Source organism: Agrobacterium sp. ICMP 6402, from assembly GCF_009498615.1.
Taxonomy (GTDB): domain Bacteria; phylum Pseudomonadota; class Alphaproteobacteria; order Rhizobiales; family Rhizobiaceae; genus Agrobacterium; species Agrobacterium burrii.
Genome location: NZ_QSNV01000001.1, coordinates 1 through 24,418 on the forward strand (window position 1 = coordinate 1; position 24,418 = coordinate 24,418).

General features: G+C 56.9%; 25 protein-coding genes. 16 read left to right on the forward strand and 9 right to left on the reverse strand.

All coding sequences use genetic code 11. The annotated features are described in order from the left end of the window. Positions 1 to 322: 322 nt before the first annotated feature. The 6 genes from DXT96_RS00005 to DXT96_RS00030 all read left to right on the forward strand — a co-directional run bounded on the left by DXT96_RS00005 (position 323) and on the right by DXT96_RS00030 (position 5,905). A complete protein-coding gene (locus tag DXT96_RS00005; protein WP_336510817.1) occupies positions 323 to 1,354 on the forward strand; it encodes a glycosyltransferase family 2 protein in 1,032 nt (343 codons plus the stop codon). Beyond that, positions 1,323 to 2,057, forward strand: a complete 735-nt coding sequence (locus DXT96_RS00010; RefSeq protein ID WP_153513131.1) for a class I SAM-dependent methyltransferase — start codon at positions 1,323 to 1,325, stop codon at positions 2,055 to 2,057. Before DXT96_RS00005 ends, DXT96_RS00010 begins: the two co-directional genes overlap by 32 nt. Beyond that, entirely contained in the window at positions 2,054 to 2,443 is a 390-nt protein-coding gene (locus DXT96_RS00015) for a GtrA family protein (RefSeq protein ID WP_174375266.1), read from the forward strand. Before DXT96_RS00010 ends, DXT96_RS00015 begins: the two co-directional genes overlap by 4 nt. A 179-nt stretch (positions 2,444 to 2,622) precedes the next feature. Further along, complete coding sequence (locus DXT96_RS00020; RefSeq protein WP_153513133.1) at positions 2,623 to 4,422, forward strand: hypothetical protein; 1,800 nt, start codon at positions 2,623 to 2,625, stop codon at positions 4,420 to 4,422. Positions 4,423 to 4,834: 412 nt separating this feature from the next. After that, a complete protein-coding gene (aqpZ, locus tag DXT96_RS00025) occupies positions 4,835 to 5,521 on the forward strand; it encodes an aquaporin Z (RefSeq protein WP_149898510.1) in 687 nt (228 codons plus the stop codon). A 90-nt stretch (positions 5,522 to 5,611) separates the two neighbouring features. Continuing rightward, positions 5,612 to 5,905: a hypothetical protein gene (locus DXT96_RS00030; RefSeq protein ID WP_174375265.1), complete on the forward strand. Its 294-nt coding sequence runs from the start codon at positions 5,612 to 5,614 to the stop codon at positions 5,903 to 5,905. A 222-nt stretch (positions 5,906 to 6,127) separates the two neighbouring features. Here DXT96_RS00030 and DXT96_RS00035 read toward each other — a convergent pair whose 3' ends face one another. Continuing rightward, positions 6,128 to 8,068, reverse strand: a complete 1,941-nt coding sequence (locus DXT96_RS00035) for a glycosyltransferase family 2 protein (RefSeq protein WP_194287508.1) — start codon at positions 8,066 to 8,068, stop codon at positions 6,128 to 6,130. A 170-nt stretch (positions 8,069 to 8,238) separates the two neighbouring features. Here DXT96_RS00035 and DXT96_RS00040 point away from each other — a divergent pair, with 170 nt between their 5' ends. Then, positions 8,239 to 9,000, forward strand: a complete 762-nt coding sequence (locus DXT96_RS00040; RefSeq protein ID WP_153513134.1) for a transporter substrate-binding domain-containing protein — start codon at positions 8,239 to 8,241, stop codon at positions 8,998 to 9,000. A gap of 99 nt (positions 9,001 to 9,099) precedes the next feature. Here the strand turns inward: DXT96_RS00040 and uppX are convergent, their stop codons facing one another. Then, positions 9,100 to 10,392, reverse strand: coding sequence for a Wzx-type polysaccharide biosynthesis protein UppX (gene uppX / locus DXT96_RS00045; RefSeq protein ID WP_174375263.1), 1,293 nt, complete (start codon positions 10,390 to 10,392; stop codon positions 9,100 to 9,102). Between the two features lie 289 nt (positions 10,393 to 10,681). Here uppX and uppY point away from each other — a divergent pair, with 289 nt between their 5' ends. Next, positions 10,682 to 11,977, forward strand: a complete 1,296-nt coding sequence (uppY, locus tag DXT96_RS00050) for a Wzy-type polysaccharide biosynthesis protein UppY (RefSeq protein WP_153513135.1) — start codon at positions 10,682 to 10,684, stop codon at positions 11,975 to 11,977. Between the two features lie 26 nt (positions 11,978 to 12,003). After that, positions 12,004 to 12,756 carry a polysaccharide deacetylase family protein gene (locus DXT96_RS00055; RefSeq protein WP_153513136.1) on the forward strand — a complete coding sequence of 251 codons (753 nt, stop codon included), beginning with the start codon at positions 12,004 to 12,006 and terminating at the stop codon, positions 12,754 to 12,756. Positions 12,757 to 12,803: 47 nt separating this feature from the next. Here the strand turns inward: DXT96_RS00055 and DXT96_RS00060 are convergent, their stop codons facing one another. Together DXT96_RS00060 and DXT96_RS00065 are read right to left on the reverse strand one after the other, a co-directional pair. Further along, positions 12,804 to 13,454 carry a helix-turn-helix transcriptional regulator gene (locus tag DXT96_RS00060; RefSeq protein ID WP_046800522.1) on the reverse strand — a complete coding sequence of 217 codons (651 nt, stop codon included), beginning with the start codon at positions 13,452 to 13,454 and terminating at the stop codon, positions 12,804 to 12,806. A gap of 113 nt (positions 13,455 to 13,567) precedes the next feature. Next, positions 13,568 to 14,218: a response regulator transcription factor gene (locus DXT96_RS00065; RefSeq protein ID WP_153513137.1), complete on the reverse strand. Its 651-nt coding sequence runs from the start codon at positions 14,216 to 14,218 to the stop codon at positions 13,568 to 13,570. 241 nt (positions 14,219 to 14,459) lie between these two features. Between DXT96_RS00065 and DXT96_RS00070 the strand changes: the two genes are divergently transcribed. Together DXT96_RS00070 and DXT96_RS00075 are read left to right on the forward strand one after the other, a co-directional pair. Then, on the forward strand, positions 14,460 to 14,813 hold the full coding sequence (locus DXT96_RS00070; protein WP_153513138.1) for a DUF952 domain-containing protein: 354 nt from the start codon (positions 14,460 to 14,462) through the stop codon (positions 14,811 to 14,813). Further along, positions 14,813 to 15,904, forward strand: coding sequence for a quinone-dependent dihydroorotate dehydrogenase (locus DXT96_RS00075; protein WP_153513139.1), 1,092 nt, complete (start codon positions 14,813 to 14,815; stop codon positions 15,902 to 15,904). Before DXT96_RS00070 ends, DXT96_RS00075 begins: the two co-directional genes overlap by 1 nt. A gap of 65 nt (positions 15,905 to 15,969) precedes the next feature. Here the strand turns inward: DXT96_RS00075 and DXT96_RS00080 are convergent, their stop codons facing one another. Both DXT96_RS00080 and DXT96_RS00085 read right to left on the reverse strand, forming a co-directional pair. Then, entirely contained in the window at positions 15,970 to 16,467 is a 498-nt protein-coding gene (locus tag DXT96_RS00080; protein WP_153513140.1) for a CAP domain-containing protein, read from the reverse strand. 1 nt (position 16,468) lies between these two features. Next, entirely contained in the window at positions 16,469 to 16,735 is a 267-nt protein-coding gene (locus DXT96_RS00085) for a DUF6460 domain-containing protein (protein WP_045022252.1), read from the reverse strand. Between the two features lie 167 nt (positions 16,736 to 16,902). Between DXT96_RS00085 and DXT96_RS00090 the strand changes: the two genes are divergently transcribed. The 3 genes from DXT96_RS00090 (at position 16,903) to DXT96_RS00100 (ending at position 19,314) form a co-directional block, all read left to right on the forward strand. Then, the gene (locus DXT96_RS00090; RefSeq protein WP_194287509.1) at positions 16,903 to 17,844 is read left to right on the forward strand and encodes a class I SAM-dependent methyltransferase; all 942 of its coding nucleotides are present in this window, start codon (positions 16,903 to 16,905) and stop codon (positions 17,842 to 17,844) included. 135 nt (positions 17,845 to 17,979) lie between these two features. After that, positions 17,980 to 18,591: a YitT family protein gene (locus DXT96_RS00095; RefSeq protein WP_153514106.1), complete on the forward strand. Its 612-nt coding sequence runs from the start codon at positions 17,980 to 17,982 to the stop codon at positions 18,589 to 18,591. An 81-nt stretch (positions 18,592 to 18,672) separates the two neighbouring features. Next, a complete protein-coding gene (locus tag DXT96_RS00100) occupies positions 18,673 to 19,314 on the forward strand; it encodes a YitT family protein (RefSeq protein WP_153513141.1) in 642 nt (213 codons plus the stop codon). Positions 19,315 to 19,339: 25 nt separating this feature from the next. Here DXT96_RS00100 and DXT96_RS00105 read toward each other — a convergent pair whose 3' ends face one another. Next, the gene (locus DXT96_RS00105; protein WP_153513142.1) at positions 19,340 to 19,801 is read right to left on the reverse strand and encodes a carboxymuconolactone decarboxylase family protein; all 462 of its coding nucleotides are present in this window, start codon (positions 19,799 to 19,801) and stop codon (positions 19,340 to 19,342) included. 114 nt (positions 19,802 to 19,915) lie between these two features. After that, positions 19,916 to 20,419 carry an Rrf2 family transcriptional regulator gene (locus DXT96_RS00110; RefSeq protein ID WP_153513143.1) on the reverse strand — a complete coding sequence of 168 codons (504 nt, stop codon included), beginning with the start codon at positions 20,417 to 20,419 and terminating at the stop codon, positions 19,916 to 19,918. 49 nt (positions 20,420 to 20,468) lie between these two features. On the opposite strand from DXT96_RS00110, the gene DXT96_RS00115 reads away from it, so the two are divergent. Next, positions 20,469 to 23,060, forward strand: a complete 2,592-nt coding sequence (locus tag DXT96_RS00115) for a ligase-associated DNA damage response DEXH box helicase (protein WP_246670511.1) — start codon at positions 20,469 to 20,471, stop codon at positions 23,058 to 23,060. Between the two features lie 22 nt (positions 23,061 to 23,082). Then, positions 23,083 to 23,811, forward strand: coding sequence for a ligase-associated DNA damage response endonuclease PdeM (gene pdeM / locus DXT96_RS00120; RefSeq protein WP_207134815.1), 729 nt, complete (start codon positions 23,083 to 23,085; stop codon positions 23,809 to 23,811). A gap of 78 nt (positions 23,812 to 23,889) precedes the next feature. On the opposite strand, the gene DXT96_RS00125 is transcribed toward pdeM, so the two are convergent. Continuing rightward, positions 23,890 to 24,327, reverse strand: coding sequence for a universal stress protein (locus tag DXT96_RS00125; RefSeq protein WP_149898523.1), 438 nt, complete (start codon positions 24,325 to 24,327; stop codon positions 23,890 to 23,892). Positions 24,328 to 24,418 lie beyond the last annotated feature (91 nt).

Genomic DNA, 24,418 nt, shown 5'->3' on the forward strand with positions numbered 1-24,418 from the left:
TACGCCATGCTGGACGAACCAGCCATGGCCGCATAACTCAAACCAAATGGCCTCCGGCAAACCCGGTGCGGTTCAGTGCCACAAATGAGCCCCAGCCGGCCCGCTTGGGTATTGAGGCATGGCATAGGCGGCAAACAGGAGGCAAAAAGAATCCAGTTCGCTATCTGACGGAGCGGTCGGCGTCTTCTACCGCAGCTAAGGATACCCCCGCAGCTACTCGAAATGGATGGTCCAGGACAGGATATCCGGATAATCATCATTTAGTTGATGGATATGCTGGGTTGCTGTATAGGGCTCCAAACGCAGTAATCAAGAGACGCTCGTGGCTACTAAAAAAAACGAAGGCAAAGGCGATTCGAGGATGCTGTCGGTTGTCGTTCCTTGTTACAATGAAGTGGATGGCCTGGGTGAACTGCATCGTCGCGTGACAGAAGTTTGCGTGAGCTGTGTTTCTGATCAGTACGAGTTAATCCTTGTAAACGACGGATCTTCTGATGGGACTTGGGCCGCTATGTCTAAATTGGCAGAGCGAGACAGACACATCGTTGCCGTTAACTTATCACGCAATCATGGACATCAGCTTGCTTTGACTGCTGGGCTGAATATGTGCCGCGGTGACCGCGTATTTATTCTCGATGCGGATCTGCAGGATCCGCCCGAGTTATTGACAGACATGATGAGCCGTATGGATCTGGGTTGTGACGTTGTCTTTGGACAACGAATAAAGCGTGAGGGCGAAACAGCGTTCAAAAGAGCCTCAGCCTTTATTTTTTACCGCCTTCTCAATAGGATAGTGGATATAGACATTCCACCAGATACGGGCGATTTCAGGTTGATGAGCCGGCGTGCGCTCGATGTCTTGAACAGCATGCCAGAGCATCACCGTTTTATTCGCGGAATGGTTAGCTGGATTGGGCTACGGCAGGAGGCGGTTCAATATGAGAGAGCGCCTCGCTTTGTTGGTGAGACAAAATATCCGCTTCACAAGATGATTCGTTTTGCGATCGATGCCATCACGGGATTTTCGATCCGCCCGCTTCGAGTGGCGACATACGTGGGTCTAGGTTTTGGCTTTCTGGAATTGCTTCTGCTTGGATATGTGATTGTCGAATACCTCCTCGGGAACACGATTGAGGGTTGGGCGTCGCTTGCCGTAATTGTGCTTGCAGTTGGAAGCGTGCAGTTGTTTGTGGCCGGGATTATGGGTGAATACCTAGGTAGACTTTACATAGAATCAAAGGGGCGGCCCTTATTTATTATTCAGGACGTTCTTTGCTCGGAGGAACTAGTAGTCAATACGTCAACAGTAAAGGCGCTCGAACATGGACAACGAGACCAAGACGCAGGGCTCTAGAGGAGCACGCCTGCAAGCCGAATTCGACCTCCTGGCCGATGAGTATCGTAATGTTCACAAAGAAAACATAGCGATCACGGGCGAAGCTCCGGAGTATTTCTCAGAGTATAAAATCGCCGATCTCGCAAGGTGGTTCACACGAGAGAATAAACCCGTGGCGAGCATCTTAGATTTTGGAAGCGGTATAGGTAATTCCTTACCGTATTTCCGGAGCTACTTTCCTGGGAGCGAAATAAATTGCGCAGATGTTTCCGCACGCAGCATTGAAATTGCACAAACTCGATTTCCCGGCAACGAGAATTACCTGCTGATTGATGGAAACGTACCATTGCCAACGGATAGCCAGGACGTTGTGTTTTCTGCATGTGTATTTCACCACATTCCGCATGACGAGCACCTGCATTGGTTGGCAGAGTTGTGCCGCGTTACAAAGCCAGGGGGCGTTCTCGCCATCTACGAACATAATCCCCTAAATCCACTTACGCAGCGCGCCGTCAATACATGCGAACTTGATGTCAACGCCCATCTCATACGCGGAGGCGTGATGCGGGCTCGGGCTCGGAAAGCAGGTTGGGCGTCTGCTCAGGTAGCATATAAGGTATTCTTCCCTTCCGCTCTGGGAAAGTTGCGGCCACTGGAGAAACGCCTTGAATGGTTAGCTTTAGGGGCTCAGTACCGCATGCTAGCACGGAAGAGCGCATGATTGACGCTGTTTGGCAGGTTCTTCGCTTTGGCACAGTCGGGCTTGTTAATACTGCCGTTGGTCTCCTTGCTATCTATGTACTTATGTATGTATTTGATACGAATCTGCTGATCGCAAATGCCTCTGGGTATATAGTCGGTCTTTTAGTAAGTTTCTTATTAAATAGAACCTGGACTTTCAGGAGCGATCAGCGGACGACTGTGGTGTTGCTGCGGTATATAGCGGCGGCGCTTTTTTCGTATTCTTTGAATTTTCTTATTGTACTTTATGGCGACATGTATTCATCGGTGAATCAATTTTTTTTGCAAATTATTGGAATTTCATTTTATACGGTTTCCATGTTTATACTATGCAGATATTTTGTATTTGCTGTTCGGTCCCACTAACCGTGGCAGGAAGTGATAAATTGGAGATTCAATTAAATGGTGGATGATGACCTGCCGTCTCGCGTATCTGCTGATGAGTGCAATATTATACACGGTCTCAAGACGTCGACATGCCAGTGCAAGCCTGATAGACGGTTGGTGAACGAATTGCCCAACGGCGATCCTCTATCGAGATAGTGTTGAACAGTTATACGGATCACAGGACGGGGCATCAATTGCTGAAATTTTCGGACGGCGTTTCTCGACAAACCCCGAAGTCTCTACTCCAGATCGGCACCGCGCTTGCCTATGGTTTGGCCATCACTATATTTCTGTTAATCGCTCAGAGCGTCATTGACAATGTCCATATCACGACGACAAACGGACTTTGGAAGAGCATCGACATTAGAAGGTGGATCGAAAGCCCCTCCTGGTCGCTGATGCAGCCATCGAATGCAATTTTCTATCCGGTGTATGCAACTCTTGCGAAATTGCTGACAGAGGTCGGCGTGTATCCAGACTTGGTCTGGCGACAAATGGCTGTAATTAATGCGATATTCGCTGGAGTTGCGGGAGCTGTTGCCTTCGCATTCGTCGCAGCTTGGACGCGCAATCTCTTCGTCACCTTGTTGGCGGTAACGGCATATATGATGTCGGGCTACATTCTTCTGCACGGGCTCATCAACGAAGACATTATGCCAGGATACTCAATCGTTTTGACGAGCACGCTACTGGCTTGCGCCTGGTTCGGTCGGCCGTCGGCGCCGCGAATTATGGTTGTAGGAGTGCTTTTCGCAGTTGGGTGGTTGTTTGAATGGCGGCTCATGTTTCCAAGTCTGCCGCCATTGTTACTCGCGTTATTTCTGGCACCCGGTACTCGTTCGCAGCGCATCTTGAGGCCGTTTTTATTTCTTGCCGCGATGGCTGTCCCGCCGGCGATTGTAGCGATGCTTACGCTGACCGTGAATACGGCGGAACAAGCCATCACGTTGTTTACGACGTTGTTTTGGACTGGCAAGGGTGTCGGTAGCGGTTGGGGTGGCTTCTCTCTTAACAAGGTTTGGTTCGAATGGGCCGGGGTCGCGGAAGCGCTAATCGGCGGACGATATATTTGGGACCCTGCTTGGTTAATGACGACTCAGGCGACGGAAATCCTCGTTGCGACAGCGTTGTTGCTGGTGCTCGGCTGGTTATGTTTGCAGTATGCGTGGCGCAATCGGAGTAATCCGACAGTTTGCGCGGCCTTCGTGATCGTAGGGGGAAACGCCGGGTGTGGAATCGTTTTTAATCTCTATTCACAACCCCAAGACCCGCAGATGCAGATCAACGTTACGATCTGGTTGCTATTCGGTTGGGTGCTTCTGATAGATCGCCTGATACGGATGAGCAAACTCGGATCGTCAATAATTTTGCAAAGATTTGCACTAGCACTGGCAGTCGCTTCCCCGATCGTTTTGGGGAGCTATAACTTTGCTGTTGCTTACGCAGTGAAAGGTTATGACACTAGGACGATGAATCGGATCGCTGCCATTAATGCGCAGTTCGATCCGAGCAAAACAGTATTTGTGTACCATGACTTCGACGGCACGATCACATGGCAATCGTCGCTATACGGCATGGCTTCTTATGTCGGGATAGAGACGCTGCCGCCGGCACCTGCGCAAGAGCCCCTATTTAAGTGGATCGGGTTTGTTAGGGATGCCGTGCAACACCCGGAGTGGACTGCCGAGCAGCACGCTACAAAGGTGACTGCCGACATTGATCGCGCCCTTGAGCTTGGGTATCGTTTGGTGACGCCCGCGTATTGGACAGGCAGCGAGGACGAGTGGGTCCAAGGTTTTGCGACAGTTGTTGCTGATTCAAACAAATCGCGCGAGATCTGGCGTTTGTTGCACCAAAACTTTACAGCCACTAAAATCTGGAGTGAACCGGAGGGAGAGTCCTGGTATGAGATCACTCGCCGAGCGTGTATGTCGCAAAACCGGTCGGATTGTTCATAAGTCGCCGCTTCCTGAAGGTGTGGCTGCAGAAACTGGGTTGGGCGAGTCTTAATTGAGCCGCGTTTGTCTCATTTCGCCGGTTTTCGAAATGTCATAAATGATGACTGCTTGTGACAGGCTTTATCAAACATTGTAATGCCGATACTCGCGTAGCTAGTAAAAGAATATATCAGGACAAGGCAGCATTGGCGATGCCCTCGCTCAGCACTATCTCGCTGGAACCGTCGTGCTTGTTTCTGAAAGCAAAGGCTGGGTCCTTTTCACGCACTCCAGTTTCACGGTTTTCGAGATGCTTCCTAACTGAAAATATGGCGCGCCATTTTGTAGTTGCTATGCGAATATGCAATTTATCTTGACTACGATTAAATTGCACGTGATAGTTGATGCAGTCGTAACATTATGGGGAAGTGTTATGAGTCGCAAACTTCTTTCGGAATTTTTGGGAACTTTCTGGCTTGTCTTCGGTGGCTGCGGCAGTGCGGTTTTCGCTGCTGGGTTTCCTGAGCTTGGTATTGGTTTTCTCGGCGTTGCTTTTGCTTTTGGCCTGACGGTTCTGACCATGGCCTATGCGGTCGGAGGTATCTCCGGCGGTCATTTTAATCCGGCGGTTTCCGTTGGTCTGGCGGTTGCCGGCAAGTTCCCGGCATCGAACCTCGTCCCTTATATTGTGACGCAGGTCCTGGGTGCGATCGTCGCGGCGGCGGCGCTTTATGTCATCCTTACCGGCAAGGCGGGGGCCGAAATTGGTGGCTTTGCCGCCAATGGTTATGGAGAACATTCACCGGGCGGATATTCCCTCGTATCAGCGCTGCTGATCGAGGTCATCCTGACGGCGTTTTTCCTGATCGTCATTCTGGGATCGACGCATGGCAGGGTTCCGGCCGGTTTTGCGCCGATCGCCATTGGACTTGCCCTCACCCTTATTCATCTGATTTCCATTCCGGTCACCAATACCTCGGTCAATCCGGCCCGCTCGACGGGACAGGCATTGTTTGTCGGTGGATGGGCGCTGCAGCAGCTCTGGCTGTTCTGGCTTGCTCCGATACTCGGCGGCGCCATCGGTGCTGTGATCTGGAAACTTTTCGGCGAGAAAGAGTAAGGCCCAAGGCCAGCGCTCTCTTCGCCCGCGCAGACATGAATGGGACGTTTGTTTCCCTGAATGGTCGGGGAAACCAGTGAGGAGGATGACATGGATCTTACTTCGATATTGGCCCAAATCGTGGGCGGTGCGGTTGGCGGCACGGCTGGCGGGAAGATAGTGAAGGATTCCGATCTCGGCTCACTCGGCAACCTGATCGCCGGCGCCATCGGTGGCATCGGCGGCGGAACAGTGCTGGGCTCGCTGCTCGGAACCGCGGGAACTGCAGCGGCCGGCGGTGTGGATATCGGCGCTCTTGCCGGCCAACTGGTTGGTGGCGGTGTCGGCGGTCTGATCGTTCAGATCATTGTCGGCCTGATCAAGAACAAACTCGTCGCCAAATAGGGTCGTTCAGTCACCGTCGTGGTGATGTGACAGACCTTGCCGGAGGAGACACCTCATTCGGCAAGGCATTCTGGTCTATTGCGTATTGATAGCGGCAACGCCGCCAGAACCGGATTTTTGCGAGATGCAGTAGCACGGGTTGCAATGGTGGGACGTATTCTGCGGCCGCCGAAGAGAGGTGCGAAGACTGCATTCACCGATGTTGCGGATGCCGCGTCAGGCCTAATTCTTGACGGCCGGTATATGCGGTGTCTTGTTCCAGACGAAGGGTCTGGTTTTCAGTTCCACAACCGCGCGCCATGCCGCAAAAGACAACATCAGCCAGTAAAACGGGATCGCTAGCCAGCGTTTCCCGACCTGTTTCTTTTCATAGGGTATCATTCTGTTTCGGCCCATCAGCACGAAGATGGTGTAGCTTCCGAAAATATTCAGCGTATCGATGATGAACAGAATGCCCTGCCAGGAAAACAGTATATCTGTGCCGCTTTCCAGGATCGCCCTGGCCATGAAGGTGAAGGAAAGAAACAGCAGGGGGTGGGTCAGTGACGATAAAAGCATTCCGCCGATCAGCAGTTGAAAGACGATATAGTCGATCCATCCCATCTGGCGCGCAGTTGTAACCGGCGCACGGGTCATCACCAGCCAGCTTTGCAGCCAGCCCTTGTACCAGCGCGCGCGCTGGCTCAGCCAGACGGAGAGCGAGGTTGGCGCGTCCTCCAGCGTCTGCCGCCTAATGACACGGCAGCGATAACCGAGCCTGTGCAGCCTGAGGCCCATATCGGCATCTTCCGTCACATTATAGGGGTCCCACGCGCCAACGCGGCGCAACACGGCGGTGCGAAAATGGTTTGAAGTACCGCCGAGCGGCAGCGGCAGCCTGTGTGCGGCAAGAACCGGCAACATGCAGCGGAAGAGACCGGAATATTCCAGTGCGAAACACGCGCTGAGCCAGGAGGAGCATGCATTGCTGACAATAAGTGGCGCCTGCAGGCAGGCCACTTCATCCGGCTGGCTGCGAAAGGTGGCATGGGCTTCGCGCAATTGCTGCGGATGGGGACGGTCTTCCGCATCGTATACGACAACGAATGTACCCCGCGCCCCAGCGAGTGCATAGGTCAGCGCCTTGGGTTTGGTGCGCGGCAGGGATGGCGGCACTTTTATGACCTCGATATGCGGACCGGGACTGACACGCCTGATGGCGGCGATCGTCGCGTCATCATCCGCTTCGCAGACGAGCTTGATATCCAGCCGGGACCTGGGCCAGTCCAGACGCTCTAGCGCGCCGATGAGCTGCTCGACGACAGCCTCCTCGCGATAAAGCGCCACGAGAACGGTGTATACCGGCAGGTCGCTGTCGTTTCGGAGCGCGGGGAGGGTTTGTTTTTCGTTTTCCGTTGGAGCGTGCGGAACATTAACGAGCGCAAACAGCCTGAAAAGCAGGGTGAAGAAATAGAGCATCGTCAGGCTGACGTGAATGTAAGCCAGAGCCACTTCCGCATAAAACAGCAGCGACAGCATCAGCAGCGTAGCCAGAACACCAGTGTAGAAACCCTGCTCGCCCTGCAACGTGATCCTGGCGGAATGGTGCGGCGCCACGTTGAAAAGCCGTTGTTGCACCTCGTGGCTGCGGCGTGTCTCGCCTGCCTTCCAGATTGCGCTGCGCATGGCATGCGGCGTGGTGACGGCAAGTTCGTCGAAAAGATGCGGATGCCGATCGAGCACGGTCTTCAGCGATTCGATCTGTCCCAGCGCCGGCACGATCAGAAGTAGCGGTCTGCCATTCAGCGGCTTCAGCCGAAGCAATTGCGTTTCGGCAAGTTGCGTATCGAGGCTCTTGATATCCTCGACCCGTTCCGGATCGATTTCCGGGAAAAACGGTAGCCGCAGAAATCTGGCAAAGGCACCGAAATAAGCTTCCGGCTGGACAAGGCCACTTGCCAGCAATTCATCTTCCATCGTCGAGCCGTTTTTAAGAGCCCGCTGTTCGAATGCGTCGATATAGGGCTTGCCGAAGCCCAGCGAGGCGAGGAACTGCGCCTGTCCGGGTTCAGCCTGTTCAGCAGCGATCCACTGTGGGTCATCGCCCGTGAATGAAAATGCAATTTTCCGTTCCGTTGACGTCGTGCGAAACGATTCTCGTGTATAATGGCTAGATTGATCCATGCATCGCCGCCGCCGTCATGGTAATGTCCCACATTCTGCCACGGACAGTATAGATGAGAATGACGAATGTAACGCGAAATATAGGTATTGGCTTTACTTTAGCTGTCGCTTTACAAATTTTTGGTGTTATTGGCGAAACCCATGCCGAGGGTCTCTCGGACGGAAACCGCATGCCGGTGCTGTTCGATGCGCAGGAGCGCTTTCCGGGCGGCGATCTTTCCTCCGTGCCCCGGATCAGGTTTTTGATGTCGGTTGATTTCCCGCCGTTCAATTTTACCGATCAGGAGGGCCGACTTGCGGGTTTCCATGTCGATCTGGTGCGTGAAATCTGCGCCCAGCTGAAGGTGGAAAGCAAGTGCCAGGTGCAGGCATTGCCGTTTGACGAGCTGGAGGCGGCCCTGGAAATGGGAGAAGGCGAAGCGGTGATTTCCGGCATCGCCACCACCGCTGACCTGCGCAAAAGTTTTACCTTCTCGCGCCCTTATCTGCTGTTGCCGGCCCGTCTGGCGGTCAACAAGGCTGCGAAATTTTCCGGCACCGGCGCTGATGCCCTGTCGGGAAAAAAAGTGGGAGTTGTCGCCGGTTCGCGGCATGAACAGATGCTCAAGGCATTTTTCCCGAAAGCCGCTCCGGAAGGTTTCGAGGGTTATGAGCCCATGTATGAAGCCCTGAAGACGGGCAAGGTGGACGCCATCTTTGCTGACGGCCTGCGCCTGCCTTTCTGGATTTCGGGAAGCGCCGCCGAGGGCTGCTGCGCGCTCTTTGGCGGACCTTATATGTCCGACAGGTTTCTTGGCGAAGGCCTTTCCATCATGGCGGTCGATCCGGACAATGTGCTTGTGCCGGCCTTTGATCAGGCGCTTGCCGCACTTTCCCGCAACGGCAGGCTGGAAGAAATCTACCGCCGTTATTTTCCCTACGGGCTCTATTAGAGCATTCGGGAAAACGGTGTAGCCGCTTCACGCTCGGAAACGGTGCGGACGGCGATAGTTTCTGTGTCGATCCGGTTCAGATCGCCTGTGGCGTACATCCTATTTCGCGGGGGCAAAAGCCTCGTCACTGCGGCGCAATCGCAAAAGCGCAATCCATACCGCAGCGGCAATGGCGGTCTCAACCATGAAATAGCTGCCGATCGTTCCTGAAATGCTGAAAGACCAGGTGGCAAACGCGACGACGACGGAACCGATGAGGTTGCCGCTGTTCCATATCTTGGCGCGAATATCCTGCCGCCCGGATGCGCCGAGTGCTTCAAGCGCCGTTGCCGCAACAGCCATGGGTATCACCGCCCAGCAGAGAACACGGGTGATGACGGGCAGCGAAACATATTCGTCGCCGAACAGGAGGGGCAGGAATGGTGCGATGATGAAGATCGCCAATGCGCTGCCGGCTGCGATGACAAGGGCGGCCTTCAACACATTATAGGCACGTTCTATCGTCTTGCTGATGCCCTGCAGGGCGGCGGAGGCCGAGCCGGGATAGATCAAGCGGTTAAGCGCCTCAACGGAGAGATAGGAACTGTCGAGAATCCGCCGGGCAATGGAATAGCTGCCCAGAACCTCGGCGCTGGCAATGGCGCCGAGAACCAGAATATCGGCATTGCCGCGCACGGCCTTGAACAGGAACTGCGTGGAAAACAGAATGCCGATGCGGATTTCATCGCGCACGATCCGGAACACGGGCATGCCGAGCCTGCTGATTGCCTTCACGGAAATCACGGCCGCAATGGTGTGGGCGGCGAGGTTCCACAAGGCCCAGGCCTCCACCGTTTCCACCTTGAAGACGAGGCAGGCGACCACGGCGGCAATCGTTCGGGCCACGGCAAACATCACTTCCAGCTTGTTGGCCGAGGCGAAGTCGGAATGGGCGATGAAACTCTGTGTGGAAAGCGAAATGACCTTCAGGAGAACGAGGTTCGTGATGAGGATCAGAAAGGTGGTGATGAGCGTGTGCAGCAATGTTTCCGAGGTCGGGAAAAACACCGGGATCGTTACCATGCCGATGATGGTCAGCACCACGCCTGTCGCCGCACTCAAAAGGTAGCTGTGGCCGAGCATGACGGGAAACATGCTGCGATCCTGCGCCACGCGGCGGATGAGCGATTCCTGCGAGCCGATGCCGCAGATCTGCACACCCAGGTTGGTCACGGCGGTAATCGAGGCGTAAAGCGCGAATTGTTCGACACCGAGATGGCGGGCGAGCAGGGCAAACGTCAAAAGCTGGGCGGCGCTGGACATCAGCAGTGCCCCGCCGGATGCCATGTAGGTCAATCCCAGTCTGACTAGATGGCCGAACCGCGGCGTATTCAACGACACCTCATTCTCCATGTTTTTTCGACATTGCCGGGCAAATTCAACAATGACCGCCCTGCCTTGCAATATTTCGCGAACTGAAAAAGCCGGTGATCGGCCAGTAATCTGAATGCCAGTAACCTGAATGAATGGCAGTTTCTCCTGTCTTAGCCTTCTTGAGGTAAGAGAGGGTTAAAGCAATTGCACAATAATGATGATAATGACCGTTTATGGTTATTTGGACATGGCCCGGTTTCACAAGGGTTTTGTTGTTCGTCACAAGGCAGGCCAATGATCCGATTTTCCGTTCCCGATGCAGGCGACCATGCCGCGCTTTGCTGATACGCAGTCCATTTCTGCGGAAAGCAGCGCCATGTCGCTTTCGGGCGGCCGTCGTGACGCGATTTTTTTCGTCGTCACGATGCTCTATATCTGGATTTCGGTAGCGCCTTTCGAGAACCTTGCCGCTCCGCCTGTGCCGCACGCCGCTGCAAACCAGCTGACCGGACTGGTGATCGCGCTGATTTTAGGGGTGTTTGCCCTGCGCCACCGGTTGACGGGGCTTTTGCTGCGGCCGCGTCTGCCCATCCTGTTGCTGTTTGCCTGGCTGGTGATCTGCTCGGTGGTTGGAGCGGGGCCTGGCACCTCGCTGCAACGCCTGATTTTCACGGCGCTTCTGTGCTTCATCACCAGCGTCCTTGTCGTCATGCCAAGGGACCGGCGGCAGTTCGACCGGATGATGGCCGTCTTCGCCATCATTCTCTTGGCGCTTTGTTATTTCGGGGTGATCTTCGTGCGATCGCGTGCGATCCACCAGCCTTATGATCTTGAGGAAAAAGCACTTGCGGGTGACTGGCGCGGCATCTTCAACCACAAGAATGCCGCCGCGCCCGCCATGATCATTCTTTTCATGGTCGGGCTTTATCTGCGTAACGCCTGGTCAACGGTCGGCGGTATTGCGATCACGCTGCTGGCGGGGTTCTTCCTCTGGAAAACCAACGGAAAAACCGCCGCGATGCTGTTGCCCGTCACCATCGCGCTGATCTGGGTCATGGAGAGACATGCCGGTCGGACATTGCTGATGATCGGCAGTCTTCTGGCTTTCCTCAATATCCTCGCGGTCGGTTCGACCTATTTTCCGAGCATACAGAACCTCGTCGAAAGCCTGGGGATCGATGCCACCTTCACCGGTCGGACGGACATATGGCGTCTGTCCTTCGACACCTTTGCGCAATCCCCGATCTTCGGGCAGGGTTTTCAGGCGTTCTGGACAAGCGACCGGCTTTTATCGCAGGCCGATATTGCCGGCACCTGGGCGGTCACGGCCTTTCATGCCCATAATGGTTATGTCGAAAGCCTGCTGAATGGAGGCCTGCCGGCCTTTATCCTGACAGTCATATGGCTCGTCATCATTCCCGCAAATGATTTTCGCACGGCGGTCGACCGCGGCACGGATCCGGGCCTGACGCGGCTTTTTGGACGAATTTGGGTGTATGCCTTACTTTCTTCGTGTCTTGAGAGTAATTTCTTTACCGGAACAGGGCCTATCTGGTCGTCTCTTCTGATTGCAATCTATTGTTTGAGGCATCAGGCTTACGACATACTTGAACAGGGGCAGTAATTTGTTGACAGGCCGGGGGGCTGTGTATGACGCAAAAAATCGGAACGATTGCAGACCGGGTCAATAACCGGCTCGTGCGGTATTTTCCGGGACCGGCGGTGCGGATCGAAACATCCGAACCCATCGTCTCCTTCACATTCGACGATGTGCCGGCGAGCGCCTGGACAAGGGGCGCCCGTATTCTGGAAGAAGAGGGCGTGCGCGGGACGTTTTACATTGCCGGCGTTTTTATCGATGGGCACGATGAAGAGCAGGAGATGATTTCCGCACAAGGCTGTTCCGAGCTTGCAGCGGCCGGCCACGAGCTTGCCTGCCACACCTATTCCCATCGCAAACTGTCGAGCTTTTCACGGCGCGGGCTTGAAGAAGATTTCGACCGTAATGATGGCGTGCTCGGATCGTTCGACGAAAACCGGCACAGGCAGAATTTCTCCGTTCCTTTCGGCATGGCCTCGCCGGTCATGCAGCCCCTGTTGCGGCGCCGGTTCAGAACCGTCCGCGGCATCATGCCCGGCATCAACCGCGGCAGCGTCGATCCGCATAATCTTGCCGCCGTCGAATTGCGGTCGGATCAAAATTATCTCGATGCCGCTGACCGCTGGCTGGAGGATGTTTTGCAAAATGGCGGCTGGCTCATCATTTTCACCCATGATGTTTCGACCACACCAAGCTTTTACGGTTGCCCGGAAGAGCGGCTTCGGGGTCTTGTGCGTCGGGCGACGTCCGGAGGGGCGAAAGTCATGACGGTGGATGCCGCCGCAAATGCGCTCGGCCTCTGAACGTCTATTCTGCTTGGTATAGCGTCAGCGGCTCTTTATCCGCGCGCTTACTGGCTGGCCCAGATGATGCGGGCGATCCATTCCACATCGGCCATGTCGAAGCTGCGGTTCGGGTGTTCGGGATTGAGCGACAGAAGCTCGATGTTCTTGGGGCTTTGCCGCGCCAGCACCTTGGCCATCACTTCACCGTCACGGCTTTTCAGCACCACACGGTCACCGCGCCGCACCTGCGCGCCGGGTTCCACGATGAGGATATCGCCATCGCGGTAAAGCGGCATCATGCTCTCGCCTTGCACTTCCAGTGCGTAGACGCCCTGTTTGCGTTCGGGGGAAGAGGGGAATTCCACCACATCCCAACCCTGACCCGCCGGAAAACCGCCATCGTCGAAAAAGCCGCCGGAACCGGCCTGCGCGAAACCGAGCAGCGGAATGGCGTTGTCGGCACCGGAAGGCTGCATGGTCTGCGCCTTGCCGAAAGCGTAGCCGAAGAACTGATCGACACTCGCCCCCGTTGCCTCCAGCACTTTTGATACGGATTCCGTCGAGGGCCAGCGTTTGCGTCCGTCCGGGCCGAAACGTTTCGACTTGTTGAACGAGGTAGGATCGAGACCGGCACGCTTCGCCAATGCCGAAGGCGTCAGCTCATGGCGCTTGGCAAGCGTATCGATGGCGCTCCAGATCGTCTCGTGTGAAAGCATGATAGAAAGCCCGCAGATGGAGCCGATGGCGGAAAAGCTCCTGTCGTTTACCCATCGGAATCTAGACTATATCCGGTCTGGAGTAAAGAAAGGAAAGGAATAAAATCCTTTTGTCATGCCACCATGGCCGATGTATTTATCTTGGCGAGCTGGATGACGGCCTGCGTGCGGCTGTCGACCTTGAGCTTCAGGAGGATCGCCGAGACATGCGCCTTGATGGTGGCTTCCGAAACATTCAGCTCATAGGCGATCTGCTTGTTCAGCAGGCCTTCGGCCAGCATGCCCAGAACCCGGCTCTGCTGCGGCGTCAACGTTCTGAGCCGGCCGATGAGATCGGCGACGTCCGAATCCTGTTCCTTCTCGCCTTGATGACCCGCCGGTATCCAGACATCGCCTTCCAGAACCGCGCGGATGCCGTCCCTGATATCATCGATACCAGAGGATTTGGAAATGAAACCGGAAGCGCCGAGTTCGATGGACCGGCGTATGGTGGTTGCATCGTCCGTTGCCGAAACAATGACGATCGGCAGGCTGGAAAATTCCGCCCGGAGCGCCATCAGGCCTGAAAATCCGCTAACCCCCGGCATGGCGAGATCGAGAAGCATCAGATCGGTGTCGTGGCGCGCTGTTGCAGCGCTTCGGGCGGCTTCGAAATCTCCTGCTTCCATAATGGTCTGCTGCCCGTCAAGACCGGATACGGCCTGTTTGAGGGCACCGCGAAAAAGCGGGTGATCATCTGCAATAATAATGACAAGTTCCGACATTCTGGCCCCCTCCCAAGGGCGTTATGCGGTTCTTTTGCGGGTACTGGTGCACTCCCTTGCCGGTGGTCGAAACGCGCCCGGCTCCTCCGCTCAAGGTTGCGCCAATCGCTTGCGCATTACAAGAAAAAGCTTGTGGAGAGGCGGCCTTTGAAGCTCTCCGCAATAAAAATGCCGTGGAAACTGTGGACAATCTTCGAGCTTTGCGGCAAATCCCGCTGAGTGGAAAGCCTTGGAGAGCCCTATGCAGGAAACGCCCGCGATCATTTATAAAATCGTGCCGGAGACGTTGTGGAGTGCGGCGAGGGCAAAAGGCGTGTTCGAAGGTGCGGCTATCGACCTGACCGACGGCTTTATTCATTTTTCGACGGCGAAACAGGTGGCCGAGACCGCCGCGCGGCATTTTTCCGGCCAGGTCGATCTGCTTCTGATTGCAGTCGACGGCGCAGCGCTGGGCGACAAGCTGGTCTATGAACCCTCCAGAGGCGGTGATCTTTTCCCTCACCTCTATGTGTCTCTTCCTCTGACGGCCGTGCTTTGGGAAACGCCGCTCTCACTCGATCATGATGGCCAGCACCAGTTTCCGGAGATTTTGTGATGAACGGATTATTTTCCTCGATCGGCCGCAAGGGCCTGTTTCTGGTCGATCCGGAAAAGGCGCATGGGCTGTCCATCGCCGCGCTGAAAAGCGGCTTTTTGCCCACCTGCATGGTGCCACATGATCCGCGCCTGCAGCAGACGGTTGCCGGTCTCGTCTTCCCCAACCCACTCGGCATGGCGGCGGGTTATGACAAGAATGCCGAGGTGTCGGGGCCGCTTCTGCGGCTCGGTTTCGGCTTCACGGAAATTGGCACCGTTACGCCGAAGGCGCAATCCGGCAATCCGAAACCCCGTATCTTCCGTCTGGTTGAGGATGAAGGCGTCATCAATCGCCTCGGTTTCAACAATGAAGGCCATGCCGCAGCACTGGAGCGCCTGAAGCAGGCGAACCTGCGCGGCATCGTCGGCGTCAATATCGGTGCCAACAAGGATAGCGAAGACCGCATTGCCGATTACGTGCAGGGCATCGAGGCGTTTTATTCGGTCGCATCCTATTTCACCGTCAATATCTCCTCGCCCAATACGCCCGGCCTGCGTGACCTGCAGGCGCGTGAAAGTCTTGCAGCCCTTCTCACTGCCGTGCTCGAACGCCGCAAGGCGGAGACTGAGCGCTTCGGCAAACGCATTCCGATCTTTCTCAAGATCGCGCCCGATCTGACCGAAGAGGGGCTGGATGATGTTGCCGAAGAAGCGCTGGCCCATGATCTCGATGGATTGATCGTCTCCAACACCACGCTTTCACGCGAAGGCCTGCGGCCCGGTCCGCACAAAGGCGAAGCCGGCGGTCTCTCCGGCAAGCCGCTGTTCGAGCTCTCGACCACCGTTCTCGCCAAGATGCGCCGTCGCGTCGGCAGCAATATGCCGATCATCGGCGTCGGTGGTGTTTCATCTGCGGAAACGGCTTTGGAAAAGGTAAGGGCAGGGGCCGATCTGGTGCAGCTCTATTCCTGCATGGTCTATGAAGGCCCCGGCCTGCCGTCCACCATCGTCAAGCGCCTGTCGAAGCTGGTCGCGCGTGAGGGCGTTCAGTCTATCCGTGACCTGCGCGACAGCACGGTCGATCGCTGGGCCGACCGCAAGCTCGGCTGATTCTGGAACGGGGTTGGGCGCGCGCGGCGGCGCGCTTGCCCGTGAACCCCGCTTCCGTCATCTGATCAGGCGCAGAGCACCATCGCCCAATAGGGCCGGTTGCGGCTGGCGGCGTCATAGGCGACCGCGACGCCAAGGCCATTATAAGCCCCAAGCATGTTTTCGAGGTGATGCGGCGAGCCGATCCAGGCCTTGACTACACGCTCGACGCTGTCCTGCCCGGCGGCCACGTTTTCCGCAGCCGGAAGCGGCACCTTGCCATCCTTCATGCGGATGAGGAAACTGTCGGTGAGGCCGATCAGATGCGCCATCTTCTGCGCCTTGACCATGCGGCCGGCCTGATAGGCGGCAGCACCGCTTGCAGCGCCATTGATGGCGAGCGGCGAAAGCCCTTTCGAGCGGCGTAGATCATTGACCATCGGAAGCGCCGCCGCCGTCTCATCGCGGGTGCCGGATGGCATTCCCTTGTTGGTGGGCATGGAAACGCAGGCGGAAAGGACGGAGCCGGCGGAAATCAGCACGAAGCCGCGCCGGGTAAGCGTCTGGAATGATGTGTCGGTCATGTCAGCGGCGATAGCTCAGAAGGCGCAGGATGATGAAGATGGGAATGACGATCGTCGCGCCGAGGATCAGATAGTCGCCGATCGCGCCCAGCGCATGGAAACCGCTGCGCCACAGGTCGACCACGAAATCGCGTGCGCTGTAGATGATGTTCCACGGCGTCAATCCGAAGATCGCCATCAGAAAGCCGACGAGCAATGAAACCACCAGCAGCTTCACCACGGTGCGGGCCACCGTATCACCCAGCATTTTGTTGACCTCACCGGCCATCAGCAAGTCTCCTGTTTTGTCCTGACATATGCAGCACACCGCTTCGATGCAAGTTCGGCGCACTATATCGCGTCATATTCACCAATTCCACGCGTGCGCCATGAAATAGGACTTGAGTTTTTTTATGGCTTGATAAATGACAGCCGACATCTTCTCAGGAATCATTGATGGCCCCAAACCAGTTTTCTTCCGGTGACGTCATTGCCGACCGCCGGGCGGACTATGCCCGCATGTTGGCGGAAAGCGGTGAATATCCCGCCGCCGCCGAACTTATGGAACAGGCGCTTGAACTTGCGCCACGGTGGACGGCGGGATGGTTTCGCTTCGGGGAATATCACGAAAAGGCGGCAGAGACCGCAAAAGCGGTGGCGGCTTACGAGAAAGTCGCCGAGCTGGATAGGGAAGGGCTGTTTGCAGCCGAACTGAAACTTGCGGTTCTCGGCGCCGCAGAAACACCCGAGCAGCCGCCGAGCCGTTATGTGGAAGGGCTGTTTGACGATTATGCCGACCGCTTCGAAACCTCGCTTGTTGAGAAGCTGGATTACAGCGTGCCGCAAAAACTGGCGGAGCTGATCGGCAAGGCGGCGAAAGGCGGCGTCTTCGACACCATTGTCGATATCGGCTGCGGCACCGGCCTGCTTGGTGTCGAAATCCGCTCCCTCGCCAAACGGCTGGAGGGGTTCGATATTTCGCAGAACATGCTGGCCAAGGCCGAGGAAAAGGGTCTTTACGACCATCTCGGCCAGGCCGATCTTTCATTGAATGAAGAGACCTCGGGACTGTTCACCCCGGCACTTGCGCAACATCGCGCCGATCTCGTCGCCGCTGCCGACGTGATGATGTATCTCGGTAGCCTCGAAACCGTCATGCCGCTTGTTTCCGCCCTGCTCAAGCCATCGGGCTTTTTCGCCTTCTCGGTGGAGGATGCCGGAGATGGGGAAGGGTTCGTCCTGCGGGAATCCCTTCGTTACGCCCATTCCAAAAGCTACGTGACCGATCTTCTTGAGCGGACGGGCTTTTCCCTCATCGAAATCCGCAAAACCACCATTCGCAAGGATGCCGGAAAACCCCTTTCCGGCATTCTCTTTCTTGCACGCGCCCGAGGCTGAACATTCCGTTTCTTGCCTTTTTCATGATAGGTCAGCCTTGCTTACATATCCATCTTGATCCGGTATTTTTTGCAGTGCAAAATATGCAGGAAAATTGAGGGAAAAAGCGTGAGCAGAACGAGAAGCGTTTACAGCATGTGGAGTTCCGATCCGGCCAAACATGCGCCGGTGGAAGACGTGCAGGGCATTGTTACCGGTGCCATCGTCTCGGCGCTCGGCTTTTATCTCCTGAACAAGGTCGGCCTTCTGACCGGCGGCACTGCTGGCGTCGCTTTTCTCCTGCATTACGCCTTTGGCATCAGCTTCGGCCTGCTGTTCTTCCTCGTCAATCTGCCGTTCTATTACCTGTCCTTCCGCCGCCTCGGCCTTGCCTTTTCCCTCAAGACCTTCATTGCCATCGGCCTCGTTTCGGTGCTGACGGAGGTGGAGGCGCGCTGGATGGTCATCGACAGCATTAATCCGCTCTGGGCGGCGCTGCTTGGTGGTCTGCTGCTGGGTTATGGGTTGCTGGCGCTTTATCGCCACCGCGCCAGCCTCGGCGGCATCGGCATTCTGGCCATCTATATTCAGGACCGTTTCGGCATCCGCGCCGGCCTGATCCAGCTGGCATTCGATGCCTTTGTCATGCTCTGCGCTTTTCTCGTCATCGATCCGGCCACCGTTGTTTATTCGATTGTCGGCGCTTTCGTTCTCAACATCTTCCTCGCCATCAACCACCGCTCGGACAGATACATCGTCGTGCGTTAAGCTGAGTGCTTGAAATTCGTCGTGCTTGGGCGCAATAGCTGGGCAAGGTCGGGCCAGATCGGGCAAGTCAGGGGAAAATGCATGGACGATACCAGTGCGCGCAGGCGTTTGAACCTTTGGACGTCGGCGCCCGATCGCCATTCGCTGCTGGAAGATGCGCAGGCTATTCTGGCGGGCAGCATGCTCATTTCACTCGGCGTCACGCTGTTTTCCGCCGCCGGTCTTTTGACGGGCGGAGTGGTGGGGCTTGCGTTTCTGGCGCATTATGCCAGTGGCTTCAGCTTCGGCGCGGTGTTTTTTCTCGCCAACCTGCCGTTTTATTATCTCGCCTTCCGTCGCCTCGGCCTTACCTTCACAATCAAGACCTTCTGCGCCATCGCCATGACGGCACTACTGTCCGAATACATGCCGGGCTTTTTCGCTTTTGAGAGCATCAATCCGATTGCAGCTGCACTCTTCGGCGGATTGACGGTTGCCGCCGGCATGCTGGCTCTGTTTCGCCACCGCACCAGCCTCGGCGGTTTCGGCATATTGGCGCTTTATCTTCAGGATCGTTTTGGCTGGCGTGCCGGTCTTGTGCAGCTCGCCTTTGATGGCATGGTGCTGGCCTGCTCCTTCTTCGTCGCGACGCCTTTTGTCATCCTCTGCTCCATCTTAGGCGCGCTGGTCATGAACCTCACGCTTGCCGTCAATCCCAGGAACGACCGCTACATCGCCATGTAGCGGTCGTCCTTTTTAGATCGAAGGGTCAGGCTGCCTTCGCAGCCGCATCCACCGGGTGCTGCGAGCGGAAGCCCACGGCGATGCGGTTCCATGTATTGATGGCGCCGATCGCAACCGTGATCTTCACGATATCTTCGTCGGAGAACTGCGCCTTGAGGGTCTCGAAGGCATCATCCGGCGCACCGGTTTCGGCAATCCTGGTCACCGCATCTACCCAGCCGAGCAGCGCCCGTTCCTGTTCGGTATAAACGGTAGATTCCCGCCAGACGCTCATCAGGTTGATCCATTGTTCGGCAAGACCGTCGTGGCGGCTTTCCTTGACATGCATGTCCACACAGAAGGCGCAGCCGTTGATGATCGAGGCACGCAGCTTGATGAGGTGAACGAAGCGGCGGTCAAGGCCACTGCTCTGGACGTAATTTTCCAGCGCCATCACGGCCTTGAAGGCTTCGGGGGAGGCTTTGGCATAGTTGATACGGGTTTTCATCGGTCTCTCCAGTGGTTGGGGTGTATTTGAGGGCATGCAGTATCCGTCCGGAAAGCTGTCAGGCTCACCGGTATTGGCTTGGCAGGTCTGTAGGTGGTTCTGTCGTTTCGGATCTCAGCGCGTCATCGTCTTGCGCTCATTCAACTCCAGAAAGGCGCAGCCGCGCGCGGCAATCCCGCCATCGTCATTGGAGGCGAGATCACCCAGAATGTCGGCGATGCTGGTTTTGGCCAGTTCCGCGCGGTATACCTTCTCCGCTTTCAGCATCGCGGCATTGATGCCGCAAGGCTTGGTGAAATAACGCCCCGGCAAGGGGTTCGGTCCGCGCTGGCGGATTTCCGCACAGCGAAAGGCTGGCTGCGGTCCTTCGACCGCCAGCACGATATCGAGCAGCGTGATCTTGTCGGTCGCCCTGGCCAGACGGTAACCGCCTTTCGGCCCCGGCACGGTGGCGACAATTCCCGCGCTCGACAGTGATTGCAGGTGTTTCAGAAGATAGCTCGTGGAAACGCCGTGGAATTCCGCAAGCGCCGCTGCCGAAAGCACGCCGCCTTCGGAAAGTCCCGCCAGCATGCCTACGCTGTGAATGGCCTGTTCCACGCCGTCGCCGAGTTTCATCGGTCTTTCCCATGTTCTGGTGCTTCAGTATCGTGGATATTATTTATCCATGATTATGGTTTCCTGTCAAGCGGCCATGTTCCGCCCTTCTTTTTTGCAGCTTTTTCACTACCTTGAAGGCGTGAAACACACCGAGTCTCCCACTTCCGGCACACATGTCGGCACCTTGCCCCTTCCATTCCAGAAATGGTTTGCTGAAAAAGGGTGGTCTCCGCGCGCGCATCAATTGGAGCTGATGGCGCGGGCGCGGGGCGGGGAAAACATGCTGTTGATCGCGCCGACGGGCGCCGGCAAGACGCTGGGCGGCTTTATGGCTTCGCTCACTGATCTGGCGGAACGCGGCAAGGTGCCGCCCGGCTCCGGCTTTGTCGGCGTGCACACGCTCTATATTTCGCCGCTGAAGGCGCTTGCCGTGGATATCGAGCGCAACCTGACGAAGCCAGTCTTCGAAATGGACCTGCCGATTTCCATCGAAACGCGCACGGGTGACACGCCGCAGGCCAAACGTCAGCGCCAGAAGGTCAAACCGCCCGATATTCTCTTGACCACCCCGGAACAGGTCTCGCTGCTGCTCGCCAACAAGGAAGCAGAGCGCTTTTTCAGTGACCTGAAATATGTGGTGCTGGACGAGTTGCATTCGCTCGTCACTTCCAAGCGCGGCCATTTGCTGTCGCTGGCACTCGCCCGGGTGCGCCGACATGCGCCCGATGTGCGCTTCATCGGCCTTTCCGCCACCGTGGCGGAGCCGATGGATCTGCGCCGTTACCTCGCACCGCAGGGACAAGGCGAACCGCCGGCCGGTCTCATCACGGTCGAAGGTGGCGCAAAACCGGACATCGCCATTCTGCAGACGGAAGAACGCATCCCATGGTCGGGCCATTCGGCAAGCTACGCCATGAAGGACCTGTATCCGGCGCTGAAACAGCACCAGACAACGCTGATCTTCGTCAACACCCGCTCTCAGGCGGAGCGGATTTTCCAGGAACTCTGGACCATCAATGACGACAACTTGCCGATCGCGCTGCATCACGGCTCGCTGGATGCCGGCCAGCGCCGCAGGGTGGAAGCGGCCATGGCGGAGAACAAGTTGCGCGCTGTCGTCGCCACCTCCACGCTCGATCTCGGCATAGACTGGGGCGATGTTGATCTCGTCGTGCATGTCGGCGCGCCGAAGGGCGCGAGCCGCCTTGCCCAACGCATCGGCCGCGCCAACCACCGCATGGACGAACCGTCAAAAGCGATCCTCGTCCCCGCCAACCGCTTCGAGGTGATGGAGTGCCGGGCAGCACTGGATGCCAACTACATCGGCGCGCAGGACACGCCGCCGATCGCCGAAGGCGCGCTTGATGTTCTCGCCCAGCATGTGCTCGGCATGGCCTGCGCCGAACCTTTCGATGCCGACGAGCTCTATCGTGAAGTAACGAGCGCTTCGCCCTATGCGGATTTGCCGCGCGCCACCTTCGACCGGGTGGTGGATTTTACCGCGACAGGCGGTTACGCGCTGCGCACCTATGAGCGTTACGCCCGCATCCGTCAGATGAAGGACGGCCGGTGGCGCGTCTCCAATCCGGCGGTCGCGCAGCAATATCGTCTGAACCTCGGCACGATCGTCGAGGCGGCGGAACTGAATGTCCGCATGGTCAAGCGCAATGCCAAAGGCACGGTTGGCCGTGGCGGCATGTCACTCGGCAAGGTCGAGGAGCATTTCCTCGAACAGTTGGTGCAGGGCGATACATTCCTATTCGCCGGCAAGGTGCTGCGGTTCGAAGGCATCAGGGAGAATGAATGCCTGGTGTCGCAGGCCTTCTCCATGGATCCAAAAATCCCCTCCTATGCCGGCGGCAAGTTTCCGCTTTCCACTTACCTTGCGGATCAGGTGCGTTCCATGCTCTCCGACCCCGCCCGCTGGCAGGCGCTGCCGGATCAGGTGCGCGACTGGCTGGCGATCCAGAAAGAAAAATCGATCATTCCCAAGCGCGACGAGTTGCTGGTTGAAACCTTCCCCTTCCGCAAGCGCTTCTTCATGGTCATGTATCCCTTCGAGGGGCGGCTGGCGCACCAGACGCTGGGCATGCTTCTGACGCGGCGGCTGGATCGGGCGGGTGCAAAACCCATGGGTTTCGTCGCCACTGATTATTCGCTCGCCATCTGGGCCATGGAGGATATCGGCAGGCGGCTGAAATCCCGCCGCCTGTCGCTGGCAGACCTTCTTGATGAGGATATGCTGGGCGATGATCTTGAGGCGTGGTTGGATGAATCCTTCATGCTGAAGCGCACCTTCCGCAATTGCGCCGTCATATCCGGCCTCATCGAGCGCCGCCATCCGGGCAAGGAAAAGACCGGCCGGCAGGTCACGGTCTCCGCCGATCTTATTTATGACGTTCTTCGCAGCCATGAGCCGGATCATATTTTGCTGGAAGCGACGCGGCGGGATGCGGCGGCGGGACTTTTGGACATTGGCCGTCTTGGCGATATGCTGAAGCGAATCAAGGGCCATACCACCCACCGCGCGCTGGAGCATGTCTCGCCGCTTGCCGTTCCGGTCATGCTGGAAATCGGCCGCGAGACGGTGGCGGGCGAGGCGATGGATCAGGTGCTGGCCGAAGCCGCCGACGAGCTGATCGCCGAGGCGATGTCTTGAAAATAAAGGAACGAATGTAAAAGTGCTGAGCCGGCTGACATTGAGCGACAGGTTTTCCAACGGCTTCGAATGCCTCGGCAGCGAAACCGCTGTCAATGGCGTCGCCGCCTGGTGCGATCCTTTGGGCGGGCTTTACCTGCCGGACCTGTCGCTGCTCGTCGTCTCCGACCTACATCTGGAAAAGGGTGCGGCCTTTGCCCGGCGCGGGCGGATGCTGCCGCCATATGACACTATCGCCACCCTCAAAATCCTGTCGTCCCTCGTCAGCCGCTACGATCCGAAGATCGTCGTCAGTCTCGGTGACAATTTCCACGATCGCGTTGGTTCTCAGCACCTGCCGCTGATGCTGCGCGAACTCATCCGCGAGATGGCCCGTGGCCGCGAATGGATATGGATCAACGGCAATCACGATCCGGATGGCACGGTCGATCTGCCGGGGTCTTCGGTGGATGAGATGTTCTATGGCAGTCTCGTTTTCCGCCATGAGCCGAAGGTCGGCGATGCCGCCGGCGAAATCGCCGGGCATCTGCATCCCTCCGCCACGGTTCGCCGCCGCGAGAAGACGGTCCGGCGGCCGTGTTTCGCCACGGATGGTTCACGTCTGTTGATGCCGGCTTTCGGTGTCATGAGCGGCGGGCTGGATTTGCGCCACAAGGCCATGCGCGGCCTGTTCGATCATGCAGCGCTCGTCGCGCATCTGATGGGACGGGACCGCATCTATTCGGTGCGGTTTTCAAATCTGCTCGGTTGAGCGTATCATCGCCGTTGTCTTTTTGTTTTTACGCATTGTCCGGACGTAAAACCGCTACGCACTTTTGACGGAAATGCTCTATTGCCGGTAAACCAGCACCGGTATCTTCGAATTCTTCAGTACCTTTGCCGTGACGCTGCCGAGCAGCATCTCGATAAAGCTCCTGCGCCGGTGCGAGGCCATGGCGATGAGGTCGCAGCCGGTCCTGTCGGCGATTTCGACGATCGCTTCGTCCGGCCGTCCCGCCCGTGCCAGCAGGGCTTCGCAATCCAGCCCCATCGACGCTGCGTGCGCCTGCGTGTCTCTGAGAAGATGCTCAGCCTCCTCGCAACGGTGGAATTCTTCTTCGGCAATGGCGGCAATGTCTTCGACGTCGCTCGCAATCACGTGAAAGGGTTCCGATACCGTCACGACGGTCACCTTTGCGCCTGCCTCTCTGGCCAGAGCGAACCCTTTGTCGATTGCGATCTGCGCCAGCGGCGAGCCATCGGTGGGAATGAGAATGTGCTTGAACATGACATTTCTCCTTTTCATCCCGGTTACAACCGCGCTGCCGCCACTGTCTGGGTGCATGGTTGTAACGCCTTGAATTTTACCGCAAACAGTC